The sequence below is a fragment of the Streptomyces sp. WAC04114 genome (assembly GCF_019733245.1).
Lineage (GTDB): Bacteria > Actinomycetota > Actinomycetes > Streptomycetales > Streptomycetaceae > Streptomyces > Streptomyces massasporeus_A.
On record NZ_JAIGQA010000030.1, the window covers coordinates 1 to 25140 of the forward strand.

General features: G+C 71.0%; 20 protein-coding genes. 5 read left to right on the forward strand and 15 right to left on the reverse strand.

Going from position 1 to position 25140, the window contains the following annotated elements; all coding sequences use genetic code 11:
* The coding region (locus K4G64_RS11295) for a glycoside hydrolase family 13 protein (RefSeq protein ID WP_221755893.1) at positions 1-1580 on the reverse strand (1580 nt) is incomplete at its 3' end.
* 165 nt (positions 1581-1745) lie between these two features.
* Positions 1746-3017 (reverse strand): ABC transporter substrate-binding protein, encoded by a 1272-nt coding sequence (locus K4G64_RS11300; protein ID WP_221755894.1) that lies wholly within the window; start codon positions 3015-3017, stop codon positions 1746-1748.
* A 122-nt stretch (positions 3018-3139) separates the two neighbouring features.
* Between K4G64_RS11300 and K4G64_RS11305 the strand changes: the two genes are divergently transcribed.
* Genes K4G64_RS11305 through K4G64_RS11315 form a run of 3 tightly spaced genes read left to right on the forward strand, consistent with a single transcriptional unit; the run spans position 3140 to position 6747 of the window.
* Complete coding sequence (locus K4G64_RS11305) at positions 3140-3655, forward strand: PadR family transcriptional regulator (protein ID WP_031107410.1); 516 nt, start codon at positions 3140-3142, stop codon at positions 3653-3655.
* A complete protein-coding gene (locus K4G64_RS11310; protein WP_221755895.1) occupies positions 3652-4410 on the forward strand; it encodes an ABC transporter ATP-binding protein in 759 nt (252 codons plus the stop codon). The genes K4G64_RS11305 and K4G64_RS11310 overlap by 4 nt, the downstream gene beginning before the upstream one ends.
* Positions 4411-4461: 51 nt before the next feature.
* Positions 4462-6747, forward strand: coding sequence for an FtsX-like permease family protein (locus K4G64_RS11315; protein WP_221755896.1), 2286 nt, complete (start codon positions 4462-4464; stop codon positions 6745-6747).
* Positions 6748-6766: 19 nt separating this feature from the next.
* Here K4G64_RS11315 and K4G64_RS11320 read toward each other — a convergent pair whose 3' ends face one another.
* From K4G64_RS11320 to uvrC, 13 genes are all read right to left on the reverse strand, one after another.
* Positions 6767-7669 carry a hypothetical protein gene (locus K4G64_RS11320; protein WP_221755897.1) on the reverse strand — a complete coding sequence of 301 codons (903 nt, stop codon included), beginning with the start codon at positions 7667-7669 and terminating at the stop codon, positions 6767-6769.
* Between the two features lie 115 nt (positions 7670-7784).
* Complete coding sequence (gene pgi, locus K4G64_RS11325; protein WP_221755898.1) at positions 7785-9470, reverse strand: glucose-6-phosphate isomerase; 1686 nt, start codon at positions 9468-9470, stop codon at positions 7785-7787.
* 74 nt (positions 9471-9544) lie between these two features.
* Positions 9545-10813, reverse strand: coding sequence for an MFS transporter (locus K4G64_RS11330; RefSeq protein ID WP_221755899.1), 1269 nt, complete (start codon positions 10811-10813; stop codon positions 9545-9547).
* 112 nt (positions 10814-10925) lie between these two features.
* Positions 10926-11261 carry an RNA polymerase-binding protein RbpA gene (locus K4G64_RS11335; protein ID WP_003957010.1) on the reverse strand — a complete coding sequence of 112 codons (336 nt, stop codon included), beginning with the start codon at positions 11259-11261 and terminating at the stop codon, positions 10926-10928.
* 208 nt (positions 11262-11469) lie between these two features.
* Positions 11470-11706, reverse strand: a complete 237-nt coding sequence (gene secG / locus K4G64_RS11340) for a preprotein translocase subunit SecG (protein ID WP_190897893.1) — start codon at positions 11704-11706, stop codon at positions 11470-11472.
* A gap of 95 nt (positions 11707-11801) precedes the next feature.
* Positions 11802-12578: a triose-phosphate isomerase gene (gene tpiA, locus K4G64_RS11345; RefSeq protein ID WP_221755900.1), complete on the reverse strand. Its 777-nt coding sequence runs from the start codon at positions 12576-12578 to the stop codon at positions 11802-11804.
* Between the two features lie 6 nt (positions 12579-12584).
* Positions 12585-13796, reverse strand: coding sequence for a phosphoglycerate kinase (gene pgk / locus K4G64_RS11350; protein WP_221755901.1), 1212 nt, complete (start codon positions 13794-13796; stop codon positions 12585-12587).
* Positions 13797-13938: 142 nt separating this feature from the next.
* Positions 13939-14946, reverse strand: coding sequence for a type I glyceraldehyde-3-phosphate dehydrogenase (gap, locus tag K4G64_RS11355; protein WP_031108480.1), 1008 nt, complete (start codon positions 14944-14946; stop codon positions 13939-13941).
* Positions 14947-15173: 227 nt separating this feature from the next.
* Positions 15174-18128: a M14 family metallopeptidase gene (locus K4G64_RS11360; protein WP_221755902.1), complete on the reverse strand. Its 2955-nt coding sequence runs from the start codon at positions 18126-18128 to the stop codon at positions 15174-15176.
* Between the two features lie 151 nt (positions 18129-18279).
* The gene (gene whiA, locus K4G64_RS11365) at positions 18280-19269 is read right to left on the reverse strand and encodes a DNA-binding protein WhiA (RefSeq protein WP_031143855.1); all 990 of its coding nucleotides are present in this window, start codon (positions 19267-19269) and stop codon (positions 18280-18282) included.
* On the reverse strand, positions 19260-20354 hold the full coding sequence (yvcK, locus tag K4G64_RS11370) for a uridine diphosphate-N-acetylglucosamine-binding protein YvcK (RefSeq protein WP_221755903.1): 1095 nt from the start codon (positions 20352-20354) through the stop codon (positions 19260-19262). Before yvcK ends, whiA begins: the two co-directional genes overlap by 10 nt.
* Positions 20351-21310 (reverse strand): RNase adapter RapZ, encoded by a 960-nt coding sequence (gene rapZ, locus K4G64_RS11375; RefSeq protein ID WP_221755904.1) that lies wholly within the window; start codon positions 21308-21310, stop codon positions 20351-20353. The genes yvcK and rapZ overlap by 4 nt, the downstream gene beginning before the upstream one ends.
* Positions 21307-23400: an excinuclease ABC subunit UvrC gene (gene uvrC, locus K4G64_RS11380; RefSeq protein WP_221755905.1), complete on the reverse strand. Its 2094-nt coding sequence runs from the start codon at positions 23398-23400 to the stop codon at positions 21307-21309. Before uvrC ends, rapZ begins: the two co-directional genes overlap by 4 nt.
* Before the next feature lie 262 nt (positions 23401-23662).
* Here uvrC and K4G64_RS11385 point away from each other — a divergent pair, with 262 nt between their 5' ends.
* Together K4G64_RS11385 and K4G64_RS11390 are read left to right on the forward strand one after the other, a co-directional pair.
* Positions 23663-23815 (forward strand): hypothetical protein, encoded by a 153-nt coding sequence (locus tag K4G64_RS11385; RefSeq protein ID WP_221755928.1) that lies wholly within the window; start codon positions 23663-23665, stop codon positions 23813-23815.
* Positions 23816-24067: 252 nt separating this feature from the next.
* Positions 24068-25015 carry a hypothetical protein gene (locus K4G64_RS11390; protein WP_221755906.1) on the forward strand — a complete coding sequence of 316 codons (948 nt, stop codon included), beginning with the start codon at positions 24068-24070 and terminating at the stop codon, positions 25013-25015.
* Positions 25016-25140 lie beyond the last annotated feature (125 nt).

Sequence of the window (25140 nt, forward strand, 5' to 3'; positions counted from 1 at the left end):
GTGCCGGGGACCGGCGCGGGGGTGGGGGCCGTGCCGAAGTTGACGGCGCACACCAGGTCGCCGCGTTCGAAGGCCAGGACGCCGGGCGAGGCGTCCAGCCAGCGCAGGGTTCCCTCGCCCAGCTGGGGCAGGGTGCCGCGCAGTTGGAGGCCGTCGCGGTACAGGTGCCAGAAGGAGCGGGTGTCGGCGAGGGCGCGGTCGGTGGCGTACTCGGCGAAGTACTCCGGCTGCGGCAGCCACGGCTTGGCGCTCTCCACGCCCGGGGTGAAGCCGAACGGCGAGGCCTGGCCCGACCAGGGCAGCGGGACCCGGCAGCCGTCGCGGATCCGGGCCCGGCTGCCGGTGCGGCGGAAGATCGGGTCGGTGAGCACGTCGTCGGGCAGGTCCACGACCTCCGGCAGCCCCAGCTCCTCGCCCTGATAGATGTACGCGGCACCGGGCAGGGCCAGCAGGAGCAGCGCGGCGGCTCGGGCACGGGCGGCGCCGAGGCCGCTGCCCTCGGTGGCGGGTTCGCCGTAGCGGGTGACGGTGCGGACCTGGTCGTGGTTGTTGAGGACCCAGGTGACGGTGGAGCCGGTCCCGGCGATGTCCTGCATGGCCTCCGAGATGACCTTCCGGAAGGCATCCGCGTCCCAGGAGGCGCTCAGCAGGTCGAAGAAGAAGGCCTGGTGCAGTTCGTCGGAGCGGACGTACTGCGCGTGCTCGCGGGCGGTCGGCACGGACACCTCGCCGACGAGGAGGCGTTCGCCGCCGTCGCGCTCGGTGTACTCCTCGCATATGGAGCGCCAGCGGCGCCACACGTCGTGCACCTCGGGCTGGTTCCAGGCGAGCGGGTTGACCGAGTCGCGGGTGCGGGCGTCGGCCTCCGGGTCGTCGGAGTCGGGCAGCTCGGGGTGCTTGTAGAGGCCGGCGGCGACGTCGATGCGGAAGCCGTCGACGCCCCGGTCCAGCCAGAAGCGCAGCACCCGGTCGAACTCGGCCGCGACCTCCGGCTCGCGCCAGTTCCAGTCGGGCTGCTCGGGTGTGAACATGTGCAGGTACCACTGGCCGGGGCGTCCGTCCGCCTCGGTCACCCGGCTCCACGCCGGCCCGCCGAACATGGCGTGCCAGTTGTTGGGCGGCTCGGAGCCGTCGGGGCCGCGGCCGTCGGCGAAGTGGAAGCGGGCCCGGGCCGGGCTGCCGGGAGCCGCTGCGAGCGCCTCACGGAACCAGGGGTGCTCGCTGGAGCAGTGGTTCGGGACGATGTCGAGCAGCACCTTGATGCCCAGCCGGCGCGCGGCCCCGACCAGCTGGTCGAACTCGTCGAGGTCACCGAAGAGCGGGTCGACGTCGCAGTAGTCGGCCACGTCGTAGCCGTGGTCGTGCTGCGGCGAGGGATAGAAGGGGCTCAGCCAGATCCCGTCGACGCCGAGCTTCTTGAGGTACGGCAGTCCGGCCCGGACGCCGGCGAGGTCGCCGATGCCGTCGCCGGTGCTGTCGAGGAAGCTGCGGACGTACACCTGATAGATCACTGCGTCACGCCACCAGTGGTGCCTGTTCAACCCATCGACCTGTCTCTGAGGAGGGCAGCGGTTATGCATGCATGTTAAGTAGGCGTGTCGAGAGGGTGTCAATGAAATGGCAGAAGCTACCGAGCGGTTGAGGTGGCTGAATCCGGACATACCGGTGCGATAGTCAGTGATTCGAGACGTCCGCGTTACCTAACAAGTAAGTAGGAGCTCGATGGGCGAGCGACGCGGGGGCGGCTAGCGGCGCGAGATGGCGGCGAGCTCGCGCGCCAGCCGGCGCATGGCGGCGGCGGGCGTCTGGTGCCCGGCCATCGCGTCGTGCACGACCGCCTGCACGACGAGGCTGACCTGGTCGTAGCGCGGGCTCTTGGGGCGCGGCTCGGCCGCGAGGACGCTCGTCCGCAGCGTCGGCAGGTAGGGGAACCTGCGGATGAGCGCGGGGTCCTGGTAGAGATCGGCCCGCACGGGCGGCAGCGCGCCGCGGGTGAGTACCTGGCGCTGGACGCGCTCACTGGTGAGGTACGCGATCAGGCGGGCCGCCGAGTCCGGGTGCCGCGCGTGCGCGCTGACGGCCAGGTTGGAGCCGCCGAGGACGCTGGTCCCCGGACCGTCGGGCCCGGGCAGGGGGACCGCGCCGACCTTCCCGGCGATCTTCGAACCGGGGGCGGAGGCGCCGACGTAGGCGTAGGGCCAGTTCCGCAGGAAGAGCAGCCGGCCGTCCTGGAAGGCCTGTTTGGACTCTTCTTCCTTGTAGGTCAGCGCTTCCCTGGGGATCCAGCCGTCGCGCACTCCGCGCGCCAGGAATCCGATGCCCTCGCGAGCCGCCGCCGAATCGACGGTGACGCGCTCGCCCTCGTCGCCGAGGATCGAGCCGCCCGCCGAGTAGACGGCCTCGGCGGCGTTCACCGTGAGGCCCTCGTAGGGCAGGAACTGTCCGGCGTAGCCGTCGAGGCCGTGCTTCGGAGCGATGGTCCTCGCGTACCGCTCCAGCTCCGCCCAGGTGCGCGGCGGCGCCACGCCCTCCTCGGCCAGGACGTCCTTGCGGTACAGGAGCAGGCCGGCGTTGGTGACGTACGGGACGGCGTAGAGCTGCCCGTCGTAGGTCGCCGTGTCCACGACCGGCTGGAGGAAGGTCTGCAGGGGGAAACGGTCCCGGGGCAGCGGTCTGATCCAGCCCGCCGCCGCGAACTCCGAGGTCCAGTTGACGTCGATGTTGAGCACGTCGAACCGGCTGCGGTCGCCGTCGCGCAGGTCGGTGACCATCTGGGCCTGGGTCTCGTCGGCCGAGTCCGGCAGCTCGACGAGGGTGACCTTCTCGCCGGGGTGAGTACGATTCCAGCCTTCGAGCAGGGGGCCGAGGTAGCCGGTGAGGTCTCCGGCGGTGGCCAGGGTGAGGGGGCCGCGGTCGCTCCCGGAGGGCTCGCCCGCCCGGGCTCCGGCGGCGACGTAGCCGGTCAGGACCACGACGAGAACGAGGAGGCCCCTACCCGCGGCATGGATCCACCGCATAGGTTCCTCCCTGTACACCGGCGCTGGGCACCCTTGCCCGGAATCAGAGGCCATGTATACCTGTTAGGTATGGGCGATACTAGGGCCTGGAGCACATTGGACCAGACAGGAGGACTGCACGCGTGCGCCTGCCCCTCCTGGCTCTCCTCGCCCGCGGACCCGCCCACGGCTACGAGCTCAAGCAGGACCTTGAGCAACTGCTGGGCTCCGCGTACCCTCAGCCGAACGTCGGCCAGATCTATGTGACCCTCGGCCGCCTCGAGAAGTCGGGACTGATCGAGGGCGAGGACGTAACGCAGTCCAGCCGGCCCAACAAAAAGGTCTACCACCTCACCGACGCCGGGCGGGAGGCGCTGCGCGCCTGGTTCGAGGAGCCCGAGGACGAGCCGCGGGTACGGGACGAGTTCTTCATGAAGCTGGCGCTCGCTCCGCAGACCGGCCTCGCCGAGCAGATCACGCTGATCAACCAGCAGCGGCGCCAGTACCTGAACACCATGCGGCAGATGTCGAAGCTGGCCGCCGCCGAAGACCGCGACAACCGCATCGCCCATCTGCTGATCGAGGGCGCGATGCTGCACCTGCAGGCCGACCTCGACTGGCTGGAACGGTGCCAGGAAGAGCTGGAGGAGCTGGAGTGAGCGACAACCGTCCCGCTCCTGTGCTGCGCGCCGAGGGGCTGGTGAAGACCCACCACGGCGAGGGTGCCCCGGCGCACGCCGTGCGCGGGGTCGACCTGTGCGTACGGCAGGGCGAGTTCGTGGCGATCACCGGCCCGTCCGGCGCCGGCAAGTCGACGCTGCTGCATCTGCTCGGCGGGCTCCAGCGGCCCGACGCGGGCCACCTGTGGCTCGACGGCGAGTCCACCGACACATACAGCGAGGCCCGGTGGGCGGTGGAGCGCAGGAAGCGGATCGGGATCGTCTTCCAGTTCTTCAACCTCGTCTCCAACCTGTCCGTCGCCGACAACGTGGAGCTGCCCGCCCTGCTCGCCGGGACCCCGCCCAAGCAGGCGCGCGCCGAGCGCGAGGCGCTGCTGGCCGAGCTGGGACTGACGGGCAAGGAACGCAGCATGCCGGGCGAGCTGTCCGGCGGCGAGCAGCAGCGCGTCGCGCTGGCCCGGGCCCTGGTCAACCACCCGCCGCTGCTGCTGGCCGACGAGCCGGCCGGCAGCCTCGACAGCAAGGGCACCCGCGAGGTGATGCGGCTGCTGTCCCGCTTCCACCAGCGCGGCCAGACGATCGTGCTGGTCACGCACGACGCCCGGCTGGCCAGCGCCGCGGACCGGGTGATCAGCTTCTTCGACGGCCGGATCGCCGACGACGCGGCACTCGACGGCGGTACCACCCCGCCGCGCCGGGCCGGCATATCCGGTGTGCTGGAACTCAAGGACTGACATGCGGGTCCACGACCACCGCCCGGCGTCCGGGCCGAGGGGCTGAGGCCCGTGCGAGCCACCCTGCGCTGGGCGCACTCCGATCTGCGCACGCACCGCGGCGAGGCCCTGTTCCTCGTCCTGGCCACCGCGGGCATCGTGGCCTCGCTGCTGCTGGCCACGGCCCTGTTCGGCTACGCGACCAACCCCTGGCAGCGTGTGTTCACGCAGTCGCACGGCGCCCACGTGTGGCTGCACACCGACAAGGCGGCCGACACCGGGAAGCTGGCCGATCTGGCCGGCGTGGACTCCGTCACCGGGCCCTACCCGACCGCCGCCGCCACCGTCTCCGCACGCGGCAGCCGCGCCGCCGTGGAGCTGCGCGGCACCCCGGAACGGCCCTCCGGCGACCGTCCGCCGATCGTCTCCGGTCACTGGCTGGACCCCTCGACCCCGAACGGCGTGGTCCTGGAGAGCCGCCTCGCCCGCGCCCTGCTGACCGAGCCCGGCGACACCCTCACCGTGCCCGGCACCGCCCGCGAGCTGACCGTCGTGGGCCTCGCCGACAGCGCCGAGCCGCGCTACCGGCCCGGTGAGCAGCCGGGCCTGGTGTGGGCACTGCCGTCGGCGGTGCCGGACCCCGGCGGCCAGGTGATCGGGCTGCGGCTGACGGATCCGGGCGACACCTCCTACGTCATCCAGCGCGCCGTGACCGTACTGGGCTCCGGGGCGATCGGCGAGGTCTCCACCTGGCAGCAGGCACGCGCCGAGGCGCAGGGCGACAACCGGCTGCTCGGCCAGGTACTGGGCCTGTTCGGGCTGGGCGCGCTGGTCGCGGCCGGGTTCGCCGTGCACGGGGCGATCGGCACCCGCATCCGCGGCCACCTGCGGGACCTCTCCGTCCTGAAGGCCATCGGCTTCACCCCCGGCCAGGTGGTCCGGATCTTCCTGCTCCAGCACCTCGCCTACGCCCTGCTCGGTGCCCTGGCCGCCGCCGGTCTCGCCGAGGCCCTGGGAAGCCGGATCCCGGGGCGGCTCGGCGACGCGGTCGGGGTGTGGCAGGGGCTGCCCGGGCACACCGTGGCGCTGCTCGTGGTCCCGGCCGCCGCGGTGCTGTTCATCGGCGCGACCACCGGGCTCGCCGCCTGGCGGGCCGGACGCGTGCCGCCGGTGCCGGTGCCGCGCCCCGCCGCGCCCTCGGGCGGACGGCTGTCCGGCGTGGCGCGCCGGGCCCTCGGCGTGCGGATGCCGCCCGCGCTGGTGCTGGGCTGGCACAAGGCATTCACCCGCCGCCCCCGGTCCCTGGCCACCGTCGCCCGCCTCACGCTGCCGCTGCTGCTGATCGTCGTGGCGATGAGCGCCTGGACCACCCTCGACCGCTTCCACAGCGAGCCCGAGCGGATCGGCCTGCCCACCACGCTCAGCGTCCGCGCCGGCGACTCCGGCCTGAGCGAACAGCAGACCCGTTCCCTCCTGGAACGCGACCCCGAGGTCGCCGCCGCCTATCCCGGCGTCGAGACGGCGGCCCTGGGAGCGAGCCAGACGGCGACGATCGCGCTGCGCGGCCTCGGCACCCACCAGGACCCCTACCCGTACACCCTCGCCGAGGGCCGCCCCGCCGGCGGCGCCGACGAGGCCGTGGCCGGGCAGGGGTTCCTCGACCTGCTGAACGTGCGCGTCGGCGACTGGGTCCGGATGACCGTCGGCGACCAGCCGCAGGTCCTGCACATCGTGGGCCGCAGCATCGAGCCGGAGAACGCCGGCCGGGTCATCTCGACGTCCCTGGACACCCTCCGCGAGAACGACCCGGATCTCCGCCCGACGGTCTACGAACTCCGTCTGGCCCCCGGCGCGGACCCGCGCGAGGTCGCCGACCGGCTCGCGAAGGCCGGCAGCGGCCATCTCGACGTGCACACGGTGACCAACCCGGCCGACGGGCTCTCGCCGCTGCGCGCGGTCGTCGCCGGGCTGATCGCCGTGCTCGCCCTCATCGGGCTCATCGAGCTGCTGACCGCGATCGGCGGCACCGTCCGCGAGAGCGAGCGGGACCTGCTGGCCCTGAAGGCCATCGGGCTGTCCCCACGGCAGATCACGGCGATCACCGTCACGGCCACCGGCCTCACGGCCTTGGCGGCCGTCCTCGCCGCCACCGCCCTGGGCCTGCCGCTCGCCCGGTGGCTGATCGACGCCCAGGGCCGGTCCAGCGGCATCGGCGCGGGTATCGCCACGGGCCCTTCCGCGATCCTGATGGTGCTGCTCGGGGCGGCAGCGGTGCTCTGCGCCGCCGCGCTGGCCGCCGTCCCCGCGGCCCGGGCGGCCCGAAGGCGCCTCGCGGACACCCTGAGCGCGGTGGCCTGACGCCGGTACCGCCCGGAGGTCAGCCTCCGTACGGGTACTGCGGGTTGTACGGCGGCTGCGGGTGCGGGGCGTAGGGGTGCTGGCCACTCGGCGCGTAGGGATGACCGTACGGGTTCCCCTGCGGCAGGGGGTACAGCGATCCCGCCGGGGGCATCGGCGGGACCGGCCCGGGCACGGGAGGGTGAGTCGCGGGATGGGCGTTCAGCCGGATTCCGTACCGCCGCTTCAACCGCCGCATCTCCAGCAGCGCGATGGCGGTGACCGTCACCGGCGCGCCCAGGATGAAGACGATGCCGAGGGTGAGGCTGAGCCCGTGCAGATCACCGGTCACCAGGTCCGGGACGGCCACCAGCCAGCTGGTCACCATGGCGAGCAGCGGCGGCAGACAGCGGTGGACGGCGGCCGTGCCGAAGAAGTTGCCCGAAACCCGCACGGCTCCGGCGGCAGTGAAGGCCAGCAGCCACAGCATCGTCATGCCGAACCCGATGATCACGGCGACGTTCGCGGACGCGTTCACCGTGCGCACCAGCAGCAGCACGGCGGCCACGCAGCCGACGAACAGCACCAGCAGCGCGAGGGACCTGAGCAGCGGCGTCCGCAGCTGCCGCACCGTGCCGCCACGCCGCCACACCCAGAGCATCGCCCCGACGGTGAGCGGGGTGAGGAAGAGCAGGACGACCGAGGCCGTCATCGCGTTCTCCAGCAGCTCCGTGAGGTCGAAACCGCCCTCGACGAAGGTGTAGACACCGAGCGAGGTGACCGCCCCGGCGATGACACGGGCCCGCTTCAGTCGCTCCACTGACGGGTCGAGCGGCTGCGGGATCCAGGCGGGGTGGAACACCGCCCGCGCCACGTCCTGAGGCTTGAGCAGGGACCGGCCCGTCAGCGTGCCGCCGGTCCAACTTCCGCGTGTGCGTGCCACTTTGCGCTCCCCCGAGCACTCGCCGTGATGATCGCCCGGGAGTCTACGGGAAGCGGACGGCGCGCTGCCGCCCGCCTCCCTCGGCGCCCGTCCGACGCCCGTCCGGCGCCCGTGACTACCGGCCGCGCAGCTCCCGGTACGTGGCGACCAGCGCCTTGGTGGAGGCGTCCAGGCCCTCCACCTCGGCGCCCTCGGTCAGCGCGGGCTCGACGCGCCTGGCGAGCACCTTGCCGAGCTCGACGCCCCACTGGTCGAAGGAGTCGATGTTCCACACCGCGCCCTGCACGAACACCTTGTGCTCGTAGAGGGCGACCAGCTGACCGAGGACGGAGGGCGTCAGCTCGGGCGCGAGGATCGTGGTCGTCGGGTGGTTGCCCTGGAACGTCTTGTGCGGCACCAGTTCCTCGGGCACGCCCTCGGCCCGCACCTCCTCGGGCGTCTTGCCGAACGCGAGCGCCTGCGTCTGCGCGAAGAAGTTGGCCATCAGCAGGTCGTGCTGCGCCTTCAGTTCGTCGCTCAGCTCGGCGACCGGCCGCGCGAAGCCGATGAAGTCCGCCGGGATGAGTTTGGTGCCCTGGTGGATCAACTGGTAGTAGGCGTGCTGCCCGTTGGTGCCCGGCGTGCCCCACACCACCGGCCCGGTCTGCCACTCCACCGGCTTACCTTCGCGGTCCACCGACTTGCCGTTGGACTCCATGTCGAGCTGCTGGAGGTAGGCGGTGAACTTGGACAGGTAGTGGCTGTAGGGCAGCACCGCATGCGACTGGGCGTCGTGGAAGTTGCCGTACCAGATGCCCAGCAGGCCCAGCAGCAGCGGCACGTTGGACTCGGCGGGCGCGGTCCTGAAGTGCTCGTCGACGATGCGGAAACCGTCGAGCATCTCCCGGAAGCGGTCCGGGCCGATGGCGATCATCAGGGACAGGCCGATCGCGGAGTCGTACGAGTAGCGGCCGCCGACCCAGTCCCAGAACTCGAACATGTTGTCGACGTCGATGCCGAAGTCGGCGACCTTCTCCGCGTTCGTCGACAGCGCGACGAAATGCTTGGCGACCGCCGCCTCTCCCCCACTCTCGACTTCGCTCGAGCGGGAGGTGCCCCCAGCGAGGGCGTCCAGCAGCCAGGAACGCGCGGACGTGGCGTTGGTGACCGTCTCGATGGTGGTGAAGGTCTTGGAGGCGATGACGAACAGCGTCTCCGCCGGGTCCAGGTCCCGGACCGCCTCGTGCAGGTCGGCGCCGTCCACGTTCGACACGAAACGCACCGTCAGCGAGCGGTCGGTGAAGGCCCGCAGGGCTTCGTACGCCATCGCGGGGCCGAGGTCGGAGCCGCCGATGCCGACGTTGACGATGTTCCGGATCCGCTTGCCGGTGTGGCCGGTCCACTCGCCCGAACGCACCCGGTCCGCGAAGGCGGCCATCTTGTCGAGCACGGCGTGCACGTCCGGCACCACGTTCTCACCGTCGACCTCGATCACCGCGTCCCGCGGGGCGCGCAGCGCGGTGTGCAGCACGGCCCGGTCCTCGGTGGTGTTGATCTTCTCGCCGCGGAACATGGCGTCCCGGAGCCCGAAGACGTCGGTGGCGGCGGCCAGTTCGCGCAGCAGCCGCAGAGTGTCGTCGGTGACGAGGTGCTTGGAGTAGTCGACGTACAGGTCGCCGACCCGGAGGGTGTACGCGGAGCCGCGGCCGGAGTCGGCGGCGAACAGCTCGCGCAGCCGGACTTCACCCAGCTCCTCACGGTGCTTGGCCAGTGCCGTCCACTCGGGCGTCTGATTGAGCCTGGTACGGCCGTCTGCGTTCATCTGGGACTTCAGCCTTCTTCCTTGCCTGCCTGTGCTGCTGCGTAGCTGCCCCGCTGCCGGTCCAACCTAATTGATCAGCGGTTGCCGTGGGCTGTCGTGGCGCCGTCGTCCGGTGCAACAACAGGTACGTCCGATCGGCGCGCGGGTATCAGCGCGGTGACGGACAAGAGGAAGAAGGCGGCCGCGAGCAGCGCCGGGGTGTTCTCCCCCCAGGCGCCTGCGACGGCTCCGCCCAGCAGCGCGCCCAGGGGTGCGCCCGCGACCGCGAGCGTCCGGAACGCGGAGCTCACGCGGCCCAGCAGCTCGGCGGGGCTGCGCTGCTGCATCAGCGTCGTGGTGTTGACGTTCCACACCATCCCCATGAACCCGAAGAGGGCCAGGGCGGCCACCAGCGCGACCATGCTGTGCACCGAGCCCATGACGAGGAGGGCGCCCGTCTGCGCCGTCCCGGCGACGAGCACCAGGCGCATCCGTCCGAAGCGGGCGACCAGCCGACCGCCCACCGCTCCCCCGGCCAGGCTGCCGACCGTGTACGCGGTCGTCGCGACCGCGTATCCGGTGTTGCCCGCATCGAGCCTGCCGGTCACCAGGATCACGAGGGTGGCGATGAGGGCGCCCATGCCGATGTTGCACAGGGCGGTGGCGGTGCACAGTCCGCGCAGGGCCTTGTCGCGGGTCAGGACGCGCAGTCCCTCGGCGATCTCCCGTCGCAGGGTGCTGCCCGCCGGCCGCGGCTCACGGTCCGGCACCGCGGCCGGCAGTGTGGCGATGAGCGCGGCTGCCACCAGGAAGGTCACCGCGTCCGCCGCGAACGGCATCGCCACCCCGGCAGCCAGCAGCAACGGCACGACCGGTCCGCCCAGCAGGCCGCCGGCGATGCGCTGGCCGGTCAGCAGCCGGGCGTTGGCACTGCCCAGCGCGTCCCGGTCGACCAGGGAGGGCAGCAGCGCGGTGGCCGCGTTGTCGAAGAGCGTCTGGAGGGTGGTCAGCACGAAGGCCAGCACGATCAGCAGGGCGATCGAGGCGTGGCCGAGGGCGACGGCCACCGCGAAGGCGGCGACCAGCAGCCCGCGCAGGGCGTCCACCATCCACATGGCCCGCCGCTGGTCGACCCGGTCGGCGACGGCCCCGCCGAGCAGGCCGAAGACGATCCACGGCAGATAACCGCAGGCCGTGACGGAGGCGATGAGCAGCGGATCGTCGGTCAGTGTGACGGCCAGCAGGGGCAGTGCCGCCGTCCGCAGGGCGTCACCGAAGCTGGACAGGACGGCGGCGCTCCACAACCGCCCGAACCCCCCGCGCCACGCGGGCGCGCGGACACTCCCCACCCCGACCGTCGCCACCGCTCCCCCTCATGGTTCGTCCGATGCACAAACCGTAGAGGGCACCACTGACAATCGGTCCGCGAGAGCAGTTCCGGCCGGGCACCTGTGGGTGCCCGGCCGGTCTCGACTTCTAGATCTCGCCCCGCAGTTTGGCGAGCGCCTCGGCGAGGATCGCCTCGCCGTCCGCGTCGCTGCGCCGCTCGCGCACGTACGCCAGGTGCGTCTTGTAGGGCTCGGTGCGCGGCGGGTCCGGGGGGTTGTCCCGGTCCTGGCCTGCCGGAAAGCCGCAGCGGGGACAGTCCCAGGTATCGGGCACCTGCGCGTCGCTGGCGAAGCTCGGCTGGGTCTCGTGTCCGTTGGAGCACCAGAAGGAGATGCGCAGCCGCGGCGCGGACTCGCCGCGCTCGGCCTCGCCCATCGGCCCCGCCCCGACCCGGCTTCCCCGGATCGCGTTGCCACTTGCCACGGTCGTAACTCCCTGCGTGATGGTGCCGCGAAGCGATTCGGCGTTCCGCTTCGCTGCGAGCGCCTCAGTCTACGTAAGGCCCAACGCGCGTCCAGTGATTGGAGTTACAACCCTCACACCTAGACGCAAGCCCCATGATAGGCCGCGCTCAGCTGCGCGTACCGAACATGGGGCCTTACGTACGAGTTCCGTGCGGATTGCGGCCCGGTCAGTTGTTCACCTTCATCAGAATGCCGAGCACGACAATGCACGCGAACCACGCCAGACCGATCACGACGGTGATCCGGTCGAGGTTGCGCTCGGCGACCGAGGAGCCGCCGACGGAGGACTGCATGCCGCCGCCGAACATGTCGGAGAGGCCGCCGCCCTTCCCCTTGTGCATCAGCACCAGCAGCATCAGCAGCAGGCTGAAGACGATCAGGGCGATCGAGAACCCCAAAACCACGGCTGGACCAACTTCCTCGGATTCGGATGGACGACGCGGGGCCCAGCACAGAGCTGGACCCCGCAAGGGTACGACGGATCGCCGCTAGCGCATACTCACTGGTCGCGGAAGCGCACGATCTTGACGAACTCGTCGGCGTCCAGCGAGGCGCCGCCGACCAGGGCGCCGTCGATGTCGGCCTGGGCCATGATCTCCGCGACGTTGCCCGCCTTGACCGAGCCGCCGTACTGGATGCGGACCTTCTCGGCCAGGTCCTGCGAGTACAGCTCGGCGATCTTGCCGCGGATCGCCGCGCAGACCTCCTGGGCGTCCTCGGCGCCGCAGACCTTGCCGGTGCCGATGGCCCAGACGGGCTCGTAGGCGATCACGACGGTCTCGGCATGCTCGGCGGGAAGGTCCTTCAGACCGCCCTCGACCTGGGCGAGGGTGTGGGAGACGTGGTTGCCCGCCTCGCGGACCTCCAGTTCCTCGCCGACGCACAGGATCGGGGTCAGGCCGTGCTTGTAGGCGGCCTTGACCTTGGCGTTCACCAGCTCGTCGGTCTCGGCGTGGTACTGCCGGCGCTCGCTGTGGCCGACGGCGACGTACGTGCACTTCAGCTTGGCCAGCATGGAGCCGGAGATCTCACCGGTGTAGGCACCGCTGTCGTGCGCCGAGACGTCCTGGGCGCCGTACTTGATCTTGAGCTTGTCGCCGTCGACCAGGGTCTGCACGGAGCGCAGGGCGGTGAAGGGCGGCAGGACGGCGACCTCGACGGCCTCGTAGTCCTTGTCGGCCAGGGCGAAGGCGAGCTTCTGGACGTGCGCGATGGCCTCGAGGTGGTTGAGGTTCATCTTCCAGTTGCCCGCCATCAGCGGCGTGCGCGTGCTCATAAAGGGTCAGTCCTCCAGTGCGGCGAGGCCGGGGAGCGTCTTGCCCTCGAGGTATTCGAGGGAGGCGCCACCACCGGTCGAGATGTGGCCGAATGCGTTCTCGTCGAAGCCCAGGATGCGGACGGCCGCGGCGGAGTCGCCACCGCCGACCACCGTGAAGGCCTGGGAGTCGAGGAGGGCCTGGGCGACCGCCTTGGTGCCCTCGGCGAAATCGGGGTGCTCGAAGACGCCCATGGGGCCGTTCCAGAAGACGGTGGCGGCGTCGACGATCTTCGATGCGTACAGCTTGCGGGACTCCGGGCCGATGTCCAGGCCCATCTGCCCGGCCGGCATGGCGTCCGCGGCTACGGTGCTGGGACGGGCAGGGGCCTTGGTCTTGAGGTCCGGGAACTCCGGCGCGACCACGACGTCCACCGGCAGGACCAGCTCGACGCCGTTCTTCTCGGCGCGCTCGATGTACTCCCGGACGACCGGGAGCTGGTCCTCCTGGACCAGGGACGAGCCGATCTCGTGGCCCTTGGCCTTGAGGAAGGTGAAGACCATGCCGCCGCCGATGAGCAGCCGGTCGGCTTTGCCGAGCAGCTGGTCGATGACGGCGAGCTTGTCGGACACCTTGGCGCCGCCCAGGACGACGGCGTAGGGCCGCTTGACGTCGTCGGTGAGCTTCTTCAGGACGCCGACCTCGGTGGCGATGAGGTAACCGGCGTAGTGCGGCAGGCGGGCCGGGAGGTCGAAGACCGAGGCGTGCTTGCGGTGCACGGCGCCGAAGCCGTCGCCGACGTAGACGTCCGCGAGGGCGGCGAGCTGGTCGGCGAAGGCGCCGCGCTCGGCGTCGTCCTTGCTCGTCTCGCCGGCGTTGAAGCGCAGGTTCTCCACGACCGCGACCTGGCCGTCGGCGAGGCCGGCGACGGTGGTCCGGGCGGAGTCGCCGACCGTGTCGGTCGCGAAGGCCACGTCCGACCCGAGGAGTTCACCGAGCCGCGCGGCGGCCGGGGCGAGGGAGAAGGCCGGGTCCGGGGCGCCCTTGGGGCGGCCCAGGTGGGAGGCGACGACGACCCGGGCGCCCGCGTCGGCGAGAGCCTTGACCGTGGGCAGCACGGCGCGGATACGGCCGTCGTCGGTGATGCGCGTGCCGTCCAGCGGCACGTTCAGATCGGCGCGGACGAAGACCCGCTTGCCCGCGACCCCTTCGGTGAGGAGTTCGTCGATCGTCTTCATGAAGGGACTCCTGAAAGAGCTCGTGATCGCTCGTAAGCGCTCGTGATCGAACAGCTCTGATCTGTACGTGAGTCAGGGCTCGGACGGCGCGTCCTCGCGCCGCCCGAGCCCTGCTCTCACATGGACGTGCCTGCTGGGTTGATCAGAGCTGGTTGCCGACGAAGACCGTAAGGTCCACGAGGCGGTTGGAGTAGCCCCACTCGTTGTCGTACCAGCCGATGACCTTCACGCTCTTGCCTTCCTGGACCATGGTCAGGGAGGAGTCGAAGGTGCAGGACGCCGGGGCGTTCACGATGTCGGAGGAGACGATCGGGTCCTCGGTGTACTCGAGGATGCCCTTGAGCTCGCCCTCCGCGGCCTTCTGGAAGGCGGCGTTGACCTCTTCCTTGGTGACCTCGCGGGACAGCTCGAGAACCAGGTCGGTGACCGAGCCGGTCGGGACCGGGACGCGCATGGCGATGCCGTCCAGCTTGCCCTTGAGCTGCGGCAGGACCAGCGCGGTGGCCTTGGCGGCACCCGTGGTGGTCGGAATGATGTTCTCGGCGGCGGCACGCGCGCGACGCAGGTCCTTGTGCGGGAAGTCCAGGATGCGCTGGTCGTTGGTGTACGCGTGCACCGTCGTCATCAGGCCCTTGACGATGCCGAAGTTCTCGTCGAGGACCTTCGCCATCGGCGCCACACAGTTGGTGGTGCAGGAGGCGTTGGAGATGACGTGGTGGTTCGCCGGGTCGTACTTGTCCTGATTGACGCCCATCACGATGGTGACGTCCTCGTCCTTGGCCGGAGCCGAGATGAGGACCTTCTTCGCGCCACCGGCGATGTGCTTCTCGGCGTCGGCCTTCTTGGTGAAGATGCCGGTCGACTCGATGACGATGTCGACGCCCAGCTCGCCCCACGGAATGTCGGCGGGGTTGCGCTCGGCCAGGACCTTGATCGTCTTGCCGTCGACGGTGATCGTGTCGGCGGTGTGGGTGACCTCCTGCTTGAGGCGGCCCAGGATCGTGTCGTACTTCAGCAGGTGAGCGGTGGTCGCGGTGTCACCCAGGTCGTTGACAGCCACGATCTCGATGTCTGCACCCTGCTCCAGGAGCGCGCGGAAGTAGTTACGACCGATGCGGCCGAAGCCGTTGATGCCTACGCGGATCGTCACGAACCGATCTCCTCGTTGGTACGCCGGCCATGAAGTGCCGGCGAGCTCTGTTTGGGATGTCCCCGACCGCCTACGACCCTACCTCCCTGGAGCTCCGGTGGTGACATCCAGATGCCCCATACACGGCAGGGCGGTCCGTACCCGCCAGTAGGGGTACGGACCGCCCACCGCCGAGAGCAGGGTCACTCGAACTGGCTACCCATGGTGTGTCCCGTTGACCTGGGACATCACCCGTCGAGGGAGGCGAGCGCCTTCCTCATCAGTGCCGTCCGGGCGGCAGGTGTGGTGACGTGCTCCAGGCCGAAGCCCAGCAGCACGGTGTCGTCCGTGGTGACCGCGCCGTACGTCTGGAACAGGGCGCCGGTGCGGGCCCAGTCCTTGAGGACGGCCGGGCTGCCCTCGGGCGGTCCGGCGACCTTCCAGGCGCCGAGCGAGGTCTCGAACCCCTCGGTCTCCTTGGCCGTGCCGCCCACGACGAGCGAGGCGTCGTCGGCGAGGACGCCGTGCCCGCCGCTGCCCGGGTCGGTGACGTAGCTGATCGAGATCTCGACCGTCTTGCCGGCGTAGGCGCTCAGGTCGAAGTCGACCTGCTGCCAGCCGTTGGAAGAGCCGGTGAGGCTGTTCCACGTGCCGGTGGTGCCGGTCGCGGTGCAGCCGTCGTCCGCCACGGTCAGGTAGTGCTTCAGCCAGGGATGTTCGTTGACGTAGAACCCGCCCTCGCACTCCGTCGGCACCGCGCTCTTGGTGGCGCCGCCCGCTTCGGGAAGGGTCGTCCAGTCGTCGGCGCCCGTGGTGCGGGCCTCGACGATGGCGTGGTCGTAACCGGCCTCGGTGTCCCAGAGCAGCTGGGTGCGCAGGGCCGGCCTCTCGGCCGCGGGGGTACCCGTGAGGTCCACGGTGCGGGTGAGGCGCTTGTAGGCGTCGTCGGTGTGGACGGCGGCGGCCATCGCGGAGCCCGCGAACGGGCCGTACGGATTGACCGTGCCGGCGAACTGCCCGGCGCCCTTGCTCGCGAACTGCGGGAACTCGCCGGTCCCCAGTTCGTCGGAGGTGACGCTGTAGGTGCCGGCCTTGTCCAGCGGGTTGCCGGGGGCCGCGCCCAGCGGGCCGGTGACGCCGCCCAGCTCGCCGGAGCCGGTGAAGCCGGTGGCCCCGGGGGTGGCGGTGCGGGTGTACGCGCCCAGGTAGTACTGGCTGAAGTCGTTCGACAGCGCGCCGCCGCCGAGATCGACGTTGCCGCCGGCCTGCTCGCCGGCCTCGATCAGCCGGCCGCCCTCGTTGAGGAAGGCCCGCAGCTGGAGCTGGGTGGCGACGCCCGGGACGCTCGCGCCCGTGTAGTGGACGACGGTGTCGAAGTGGCTCAGCACGCCGAGCGCGTCCGGCGCGCCCTGCTGGGCGACGTCCCAGACGATCGCCTTGCGGCCGCTCGCCTTGAGCGCGTCCACGTAGGTCTGCGCCTGCGTGGCGGCCGCGCCCTCCTCGGCGACGACGAGGGTGTTCGCCCGGGGCCGCTCGGCGACGGTGTAGGTGAAGCGCTGGCTGGAGAGCTTCTTGCCGTTCTTCGCCTCGCCGGTGAACCACACCTCGACCTTGTCGCCCGGCTCGCCGTCCTTGACCTTCGCCCGGTACTCGTCGAAGTAGAGGTTGTCCTCGCCGCCGTAGGTCTCGCCGCCCTTCCAGGGCTTGAGCGCCATGTCCAGGGTGCGGCCGCCGTTGACGCGGTACTTGAGCTCCTTGTCGCGCACCGACTTCCGGGCGACGACGGAGACCTCCTGGTCGGCGCCGCGGGAGTACGACGTGCCGAACGCGGCCGGGGTGAAGTCGGCGGCGCTCAGGCCGACCGACGAGGACGGCCGGTCGGGGTGTGCGGCGGACTCGGCGACGGAGAGCGCGAACGGGACGTTCTTGGCGAACTCCTGCTGGATCAGCTTCTCGTCGTCCGGGAAGGTGAATACCGACTGGCAGTCGGACGCCTTCCACTCGTCGTTCGGGTCGAGGTCCGAGGCGGTCTGGCAGGTCGACATCTCGGGGGTGAACATCGCCAGGCCGTTGACGTTCGCCGCGTGACCGTCGGCCTCACCGTTGGTGGTGTACAGCTCGGAGGAGAGTTGCGGGTGGTAGCCCGGGATCGCGGAGTTCTCCGGCGTGCCGGCGAGCGCCTCGTACAGGACGTCGTCGGGAGTGTGCGTGGCCACCTGCCAGCCGACCCCGTAGAGGAGGAGTTCGGCGGCGGAGTGGTAGTTGATGCCGTACGTGAAGCCGATCCGCTTCTGGAAGGCGTCCAGGGCCTGGGTCTCCGGCTCGGAGTTCGGGCCCGCGCCGCGGTAGGTCTGGCTGGTGGGGTTGGGGGACGAGCCCTCGTCGTCGTAGCCCCACTTGTAGGCGAAGTTGCGGTTGAGGTCGACGCCGTCGCCGGTGGTGATGGTGCCGTCGCCGTTGACGTCCCGCAGGTTCTTGCGCCACTGGCGGTTGGCGGGGTCGGCGAAGGTGAAGTCGTAGCCGTCGGGGTTGGCCGACAGCAGGAACCACAGTTCGGTGGAGTCGACGACCTTCTTGACGCGTCGGTCCTTCTTGTAGTTGTCCAGGTAGTGGTGCATCAGGCGCCGGGTCATCTCCGGCGTGATCCACTCGCGCGCGTGCTGGTTGGACATGTAGAGGACGGAGGGCCTGGAGCCGTCCTTCGTCCTCTTCGCGCCCTTGGTGAGCTTCAGCGCGAGGATGTCCTGGCCCTTGACGGTCTTTCCGATGGAGACGACCTTGGTGAGGTCCGGGTTCTCCTGGGCGGTGCGCAGGAGTTCCTCCCGCAGGCCCCCCTTGCCGCTGTACGGGCGGAACACGCCCTCGGCGGCGTCCTCGACGCGGGCCTCGGCCCGGGTGGACAGTTCGTGCTCGGTGAGGCCGACGCCCTGCTTCTCCAGCTTCTTCGCCTGCTGGTCCGTCAGGTAGACCTCGACGGTGGCGGTGCCCTTCTCGGGCACCCGCTCGCTCAGTTCGTGGCCGTCCTGGCCGGCCGCCAGCAGCAGGGGTACCTGCTTCTGGGTGACCTCGGCGCGGAAGACCTTGACTTCGTCCGGGTCGGACGGGGTGGAACTCCCCGGTTGTGCCTGGGCGATGGGTGCGAAGCTCGCTCCGCCGATCAGGAGCGCGCCGACAGCGAGGATCGATCTCGCTCTTCGTCTCATGAACCCCCCTTGCGTGGGTCCGCCACAGCAGCGAACAGATGCCAGGCTCATGACAGACCATGATCGAGTCAAGGGTGCCTCAGCGACACGCAAAAGCCGGTGCCTGTCACCCAAGTGGGCGCCGGCACCGGCTTCTTGACGTCGTGTGGGATCAGCCGACCAGATTGTCGGCCAGTTCGTCGCTGAGGTTGGCTTCCGTGCCCGGGATGCCGAGGTCGGAGGCGCGCTTGTCGGCCATGGCCAGCAGGCGACGGATCCGGCCGGCGACCGCGTCCTTGGTCAGCGGCGGGTCGGCGAGCGCGCCCAGCTCCTCCAGGGAGGCCTGCTTGTGCTCCATGCGCAGCCGGCCGGCCGCGGCGAGGTGCTCGGGCACGTCGTCGGCGAGGATCTCCAGGGCGCGCTGCACCCGGGCACCGGCGGCGACGGCCGCGCGGGCCGAGCGGCGCAGGTTGGCGTCGTCGAAGTTGGCGAGCCGGTTGGCCGTGGCGCGCACCTCGCGGCGCATCCGGCGCTCCTCCCAGGCAAGCACCGACTCGTGCGCGCCGAGGCGGGTCAGCAGGGCACCGATCGCGTCACCGTCGCGGACGACGACCCGGTCCACGCCGCGCACCTCGCGGGCCTTCGCGGCGATCGACAGCCGGCGGGCGGCGCCGACCAGGGCGAGCGCCGCCTCGGGGCCCGGGCAGGTCACCTCCAGGGAGGAGGAGCGGCCGGGCTCGGTGAGCGAGCCGTGCGCCAGGAACGCGCCACGCCAGGCGGCCTCGGCGTCGCAGGTGGCCCCCGAGACCACCTGCGGGGGCAGGCCGCGGATCGGGCGGCCCCGCCCGTCGACCAGGCCGGTCTGGCGGGCGAGCTGGTCGCCGCCCGCCACCACGCGCACCACGTAGCGCGAGCCTCTTCGCAGCCCGCCCGGAGCCATCACGATCAGCTCGGAGCTGTGGCCGAAGATCTCCAGGATGTCCCGCTTGAGACGGCGGGCCGCCATCGCGGTGTCCAGCTCCGCCTCGATCACGATCCGACCGCTCACCAGGTGAAGGCCGCCGGCGAACCGCAGAATGGCGGAGACCTCCGCCTTTCTGCAGCAGGTCCGGGTGACGGGGAGCCGGGAGATCTCATCCTTCACCGCTGCCGTCATCGCCATGGGCCGATCCTTCCATGCATCCGAAAAATACGGTCGTACGCGGCGGCCAACAGCTCCGGGTCGTGCCTCGGGGTTCCGTCGGGTCTGGCCACCGGCGCCAGCTCGACCGCGGCCCCGAACCGCTTGGCGGCATCGGTCAGGGAGTCACGGTCGGGCACGGCGGCCTCGTCGGCCAGCACCACGTCCAGGGCGAGTTTAGGGGCGTGTCGTCCCAAAACCTCCAAATGACGCTGCGGGGAGAAGCCCTCGGTTTCTCCGGGCTGCGGCGCGAGGTTCAGGGAGAGTACCCGGCGGGCCTTCGTCTGCGTGAGTGCGTCCAGCAGCTCGGGCACCAGCAGGTGCGGGATGACCGAGGAGAACCAGGATCCGGGGCCGAGGACCACCCAGTCCGCGTCCAGGACGGCCTCGACCGCCTCGGGCACGGCCGGCGGGTCGTTCGGCACGAGGTGCACGGACTGCACCTCACCCGGGGTGAGGGCGACGGTCGCCTGGCCGCGGACCGTGCCGACCTCCTCCGGGCGCTCCGGGTCGTGCCCCTTGACCAGGGCCTGCAGCTCCAGCGGCACGGCGGACATGGGCAGCACGCGGCCCTGGGCGCCGAGCAGGCGTCCGACCAGGTCGAGGGCCTGCACGTGGTCGCCGAGCTGCTCCCAGAGGGCGACGATCAGCAGGTTGCCGACCGCGTGTTCGTGCAGATCGCCCTGGGACTGGAAGCGGTGCTGGATGACCCGGGCCCAGGTCTGGCCCCAGTCGTCGTCACCGCACAGGGCGGCCAGCGCCTTGCGCAGGTCGCCGGGCGGCAGCACGCCCAGCTCGTCGCGCAGCCGGCCGCTGGAGCCGCCGTCGTCGGCCACGGTGACGACGGCGGTGAGGTCGCCGGTGATCCGGCGCAGCGCGGCGAGCGAGGCGGACAGGCCCATGCCGCCGCCGAGGGCGACGACCTTGGGCTGGGTCCCCCGGCGGCGCGGCTTGCCGCCCCGGGCCTCGGCGGGCCGGCCACCCTTGCCGCCGGACGCGCCCTTCCCGCCGTTGCCTTCGGGCACCACCCGGCGCAGCCGGCTCAGCCGCGGTGTACGTGGTGTCATTCGCGTCCCATGTCCCGGTGTACGACCACCGTCTCCACGCCCTCGGCGGCGAGCCGGACGGCGAGCTTCTCCGACATGGCGACCGAGCGGTGCTTGCCGCCCGTGCAGCCCACGGCGATGGTCACGTAGCGCTTGCCCTCGCGGCGGTAGCCGGTTGCGACGAGCTGGAGGAGCTCCGTGTAGCGGTCCAGGAACTCCTTGGCGCCGGGCTGGTTGAAGACGTACCCGGACACCTCGTCGTTGAGGCCGGTGTACGGGCGCAGCTCCGGGACCCAGTGCGGGTTCGGCAGGAAGCGGCAGTCGACGACGAGGTCGGCGTCGACCGGCAGGCCGTACTTGTAGCCGAACGACATGACCGTGGCCCGCAGCTCCGGCTCCTCCTCGCCGGCGAACTGGGCGTCCATCTTGGCGCGCAGCTCGTGCACGTTGAGGCTGGAGGTGTCGATCACCAGGTCGGCGTCGCCGCGCAGCTCGCGCAGCAGCTCGCGCTCGGCGGCGATGCCGTCGACGATACGGCCGTCGCCCTGCAGGGGGTGCGGGCGGCGCACCGACTCGAAGCGGCGGACCAGGGCCTCGTCGGAGGACTCCAGGAAGACGATCCGCCGTGTGACGTTCTTCGCCTCCAGGTCGGCGAGGGACTCGCGGAGGTTGTCGAAGAAGCGGCGGCCGCGGACGTCGACGACGACGGCGATCCGCGCCACATTGCCCTGGGAGCGGGCGCCGAGCTCCACCATGGTGGGGATCAGCGCGGGCGGCAGGTTGTCCACGACGAACCAGCCGAGGTCCTCCAGGCACTTCGCGGCCGTCGAGCGGCCCGCCCCGGACATGCCGGAGATGATCACCAGCTCGGGGATGGCCGCGTCCGGGACCTGGGCCTTGTCGTTGGGCGTGCCCGTACTCACCTGTGCTCCGTCTCCGGCTTGCTCTTGTTGCCCGTGGTGCTCGTTCACATTCATGTCTCCTGCCCCCGTCGTTCGTCCGGGGTGCCCGTTGCCACGGGCTCCCCACTGGAACCCATGGTGCCCGGTTCCTCTTCCATGATCTCTCCAGTCGCCGTGTTGACGGCGGGTGCGGCCGGGGCCGAGCGGGCGAGGGCCACCGCGATCGTCTCGGCCGTCTTGCGGCCTATGCCGGGGACCTCGCAGATCTGGTCGATCGTGGCGGATCGCAGTTTCTTCAACGAACCGAAGTGCTTCAGAAGTGCCTGCTTGCGCGTCTCCCCGAGGCCGGGGACGTCGTCCAGGGGGCTGGAGCGGAAGCGCTTGGACCGCTTCGCGCGCTGGTAGGTGATCGCGAACCTGTGGGCCTCGTCACGGACGCGCTGGAGCAGGTACAGGCCTTCGCTGGTGCGGGGCAGGATCACCGGGTCGTCGTCGCCGGGCAGCCAGACCTCTTCCAGGCGCTTGGCGAGGCCGCACACGGCGATGTCGTCGATGCCCAGCTCGTCCAGGGCGCGCCGGGCGGCCGCGACCTGCGGGGCGCCGCCGTCGACGACCACGAGCTGGGGCGGGTAGGCGAACTTCTTGGGACGGCCGTCGTCCTCGGTGGGGCCGGTCGCGACGATCTCGCCGTTCCTGTCCATCTCGGGGGTCTCGGCGCTCTCGGGGGTCTCGGCGTCCTCGCCGTCGGTCCACTCCCCCGTCTTCTCCTTCTCGGCGAGATAGCGGCGGAAGCGGCGGGTGATCACCTCGTGCATGGAGCGGACGTCGTCCTGCCCGGCGAAACCCTTGATCTGGAAGCGGCGGTACTCGCTCTTGCGGGCGAGGCCGTCCTCGAAGACGACCATGGAGGCCACGACGTCGTCACCCTGGAGGTGGGAGATGTCGTAGCACTCGACCCTGAGCGGGGCGCTGTCCAGGTCGAGGGCGTCGGCGATCTCCTCCAGTGCGCGCGAGCGCGTGGTCAGGTCGGAGGCGCGCTTGGTCTTGTGCAGCACGAGCGCCTGCTGGGCGTTGCGCTCCACGGTCTCCATGAGGGCCTTCTTGTCGCCGCGCTGCGGGATGCGCAGGGAGACGCCGGAGCCGCGCCGCCCGGCGAGCCACTCCTGGACCGGCTCGACGGGATCGGGCAGGGCCGGGACCAGGACCTCCTTGGGGACGGCGTCGCCCGTCTCCTCCCCGTACAGCTGCTGCAGGGCGTGCTCGACGAGAGCGCCGGTGGTGATCTCCTCCACCTTGTCGGTGACCCAGCCGCGCTGGCCCCGGACGCGTCCGCCGCGCACGTGGAAGATCTGGACGGCCGCCTCCAGCTCGTCCTCGGCGACCGCGATCAGGTCGGCGTCGGTCGCGTCGGCGAGCACGACCGCGTTCTTCTCCATGGCCTTCTTCAGGGCCCCGATGTCGTCGCGCAGCCGGGCCGCCCGCTCGTACTCCATCTCGTCGGCCGCTTCCGCCATCTGCTTCTCCAGACGGCGGATGTAGGTGTTCGTCCGGCCGGTCATGAAGTCGCAGAATTCCTCGGCCAGTTCGCGGTGCTCCTCGGCGGAGACCCGGTCCACGCAGGGGGCCGAGCACTTGCCGATGTAGCCGAGGAGGCAGGGGCGGCCGGTACGGGCCGCGTTCTTGAACACGCCGGCCGAGCAGGTGCGCACCGGGAAGACGCGCAGCAGCAGGTCGACGGTGTCGCGGATCGCCCACGCGTGCGCGTACGGCCCGAAGTAGCGGACGCCCTTCTTCTTGTGACCGCGCATCACCTGCACGCGTGGGTACTCCTCGTTCATCGTCACCGCGAGATACGGGTAGCTCTTGTCGTCGCGGTACTTGACGTTGAACCGGGGGTCGTACTCCTTGATCCACGAGTACTCCAGCTGGAGTGCCTCGACCTCCGTGGACACCACCGTCCACTCCACGGACGCCGCCGTGGTGACCATGGAGCGGGTGCGCGGGTGCAGGCCCGCCAGGTCCTGGAAGTAGTTCGCCAGGCGCTGGCGCAGGCTTTTCGCCTTTCCGACGTAGATCACCCGGCGGTGCTCGTCACGGAACCTGTAGACCCCCGGCGAGTCGGGGATCTCACCCGGTTTGGGGCGGTAGCTGGAGGGGTCGGCCATGTCTCACACCCTACTGGCGAGCACCGACAGTCCGGCGCGGCCGCGGGACACGATCACGGCCCGGCCGGGAGGCAGTTTCCAACGGCATGTCCCGCCCCGGGGTTACGGCCCCCCGGGAGCGGGAATGTGGCTCACCCACGGGACATGGCGACGTCCGGCGGGCGGGGCCCGTCCCGGGTGCAGGCACAGGTTGTCGGTGCGGACCGTCGTTCCCGCTGGGGGCGGGCGGGCCACGGGTCGGAGGGCTGCGCACATGAAGCGGATGCGGATCGAGAAAACCCGGCGGGCGGTTCGTGCCCGCAGGTACACGGACGAGCCGTTGGCGCTGCGCGACGCCCTGGACCCGCGCGATCCCGACATCGCGCGGGCCAAGCGCCTGGCCCTGAGGGATCAGGGCGGAAGCGACCGCTCCTAGAAGCACACGTCGACTGCGAACGCCCGGGGCGTGCGCCCCGGGCGTTCGCATGTCCGGACGGAACCGGCCGGGATGCGCGTACGTCACTGTCCGGCATCAGGTGTTGTCGGGACCAGGTCAACACGCTTCAATGCGGGGGAACTCGGGGCCTTGAACGACGGCGTACGGATGTGAAGAGCTGCCCTGTGTCTCTTCGACGGCCCCGCGCGAACGGTCTGACCAGCCGTTGCCGACTCAGAGAGAGGCCCCTGCATGCCGCACGCCACACAGCACGCGGACGTCGCCACCGCGGAACTGGACTCGGCCCTGCGAGGCGGCCCCTTCCACGTCGCCCTGCGGGCCGCGATCGCCGCCCGCGGACTGCCCCTGCAGCGCGTGCAGCACCATCTGTCCCGCCACGGCGTGAAGGTCGGCGTCACGAGCCTGAGTTACTGGCAGCAGGGGGCCCGGCGTCCGCAGCGCCCCGAGTCGCTGCGGGCCGTGCGCGCGCTGGAGGAGATCCTGGAGCTTCCGGAGGAGTCGCTGATCCGGCTGCTCGCCGAGTCCGGGGAGAGCCCGTCCGGGCTGCGGTCCGCCGCCCGCTCCTACCGCTCCCTCGTCGAGGCCTCCGGGGTCCTGGACCAGCTGCTGGCCGAGCTGGACTGCCCGCCGGACGGGGGCCTGCACACCCTCGCCCACCACGAACGGCTGCGGATCGGCGCGCGGCGCGAGCTGGCCGAGCGCGAGTCGCACCACATCGTGCGCGCCCACCGGGACGGCATCGACCGCTTCGTGGCCGTCCACCACGGCGACCGGGGAGCCACGCCGGAGCTGATGCGGGTGCACGCCCTGGAGAACTGCCGTACCGGACGCGTCCGTTGGCACCGCGACACGGGAGTGCTCGCGGCCGAGCTGCTCTTCGACACCCGCCTGCGCGCCGGGGACACCTTCCTGTTCCGCTACGGCGTCGAGGACGGCACGGCGGGTGCGTCGCGCGAGTACGTGCGGGGCTTCGACTCCCCCGGCGGCCAGTACGCCCTCCAGGTGCGCTTCGACGCGGCGGCCGTGCCGGTGCGCTGCCATCGCTTCGCCCAGCACTCTGCGGCGGCGCCACGCAGCGGCTGCCAGGACCTTGCGCTGAGCGGACGGCACCGGTCGGTGCATCTGGTCGAGCCGCGGCTGCGGGCGGGGTTCCTGGGGATCGGCTGGGACTGGGAGTAGGGACTCGCCGGGCGGCGGCACGCCGGGCCGCCGCTCACGGCAGACGTAAACGTTTGCGCAATCGTTTACGTCCGCCACGGGATGCGATACGTTCCCGCCTGAACCTGATCGAGGAGGCGGGAGCG